We start from the raw sequence: 1,314 nt of genomic DNA, 5'->3' as shown, positions 1-1,314 counted from the left end.
AGCATTTTCAAAGCCTACGACATCCGCGGCATCGTCGGCAAAACCCTCGATGCCGACGTGGCGCGCCAGATCGGCCGCGCCTTCGGCACCGCCGCTCGTGACAAGGGCGAGCGCAGCGTGGCCATTGGCCGCGACGGCCGCCTGTCCGGGCCCGAGCTGTCGCAGGCATTGTCCGACGGCTTGCGCGCGGCCGGCGTCGACGTCATCGACCTCGGCGTGGTCGCCACCCCGATGCTGTACTTCGCCACCCATATGCTCGAGACCCGCTCCGGCATCATGGTCACCGGCAGCCACAATCCCCCCGACTACAACGGCTTCAAGATGGTGCTGGCCGGCGAGGCCATCTATGGCGACGCGATACAGGCGCTGTACCAGGCCATCGTTGGCGGCAAACTGGCCGAGGGGCAGGGCGGCGCTGTTGGCAGATTCAGCACGCACGACATCCGCGAGGCTTACCTCGAGCGCATCGTCGGTGACGTCAAGCTGGCGCGGCCGATGAAGATCGCGATCGACTGCGGCAACGGCGTGGCCGGCGCCTTCGCCGGCGAGCTGTACCGCCGCATGGGCTGCGAGGTCACCGAACTGTTCTGCGAAGTCGACGGCAATTTCCCCAACCATCATCCCGACCCGGCCCACCCGGAAAACCTGCAGGATCTGATCCGCTGCCTGCAAGAGGGCGATGCCGAGATCGGCCTGGCCTTCGACGGCGACGGCGACCGCCTCGGCGTGGTGACCAAAGATGGGCAGATCATCTATCCCGACCGCCAGCTGATGCTGTTCGCGCAGGATGTGCTGACCCGTCATCCCGGCCGGGAGATCCTGTACGACGTCAAGTGCACGCGCCATATCGCGCCGTGGGTGAAACAGCACGGCGGCGTGCCGCTGATGTGGAAGACCGGGCATTCGCTGGTCAAGGCCAAGCTGCGCGAGACCGGGGCGCCGCTGGGCGGCGAGATGAGCGGGCATGTGTTCTTCAAGGACCGCTGGTACGGCTTCGACGACGGGCTGTATGCGGGCGCCCGCATGCTCGAGCTGCTCTCGCGCACCGACGATCCGTCGGCGCTGCTCAATGCGCTGCCGCAGTCCTTCAGCACGCCGGAGCTGCAGCTCAAGCTGGAAGAGGGCGAGAACTTCGCGCTGATCGCGCGGCTGCAGAAGGAAGCGAGCTTCCCGGGGGCGGAACAGATCGTGACCATCGACGGTTTGCGGGTCGAGTATGCGGACGGCTTCGGCCTGGCGCGCTCGTCCAACACCACGCCGGTGGTGGTGCTGCGCTTCGAGGGCGAGACCGATGCGGCGCTGGCGCGGATCCAG

Annotated in this window: 1 protein-coding gene; it reads left to right on the top strand. The window is 67.1% G+C overall.

Going from position 1 to position 1,314, the window contains the following annotated elements; genetic code table 11:
• Positions 1-1,314: phosphomannomutase/phosphoglucomutase (locus NCCP691_RS21180; RefSeq protein WP_220810556.1), on the top strand; the 1,314-nt coding region annotated here is incomplete at both ends.

The sequence above is a fragment of the Noviherbaspirillum aridicola genome (genome assembly GCF_019656455.1).
Classification (GTDB): domain Bacteria; phylum Pseudomonadota; class Gammaproteobacteria; order Burkholderiales; family Burkholderiaceae_D; genus Noviherbaspirillum; species Noviherbaspirillum aridicola.
Note: the sequence above shows the minus strand (reverse complement) of the source record. Positions and strands in the feature narration are given on the sequence as shown.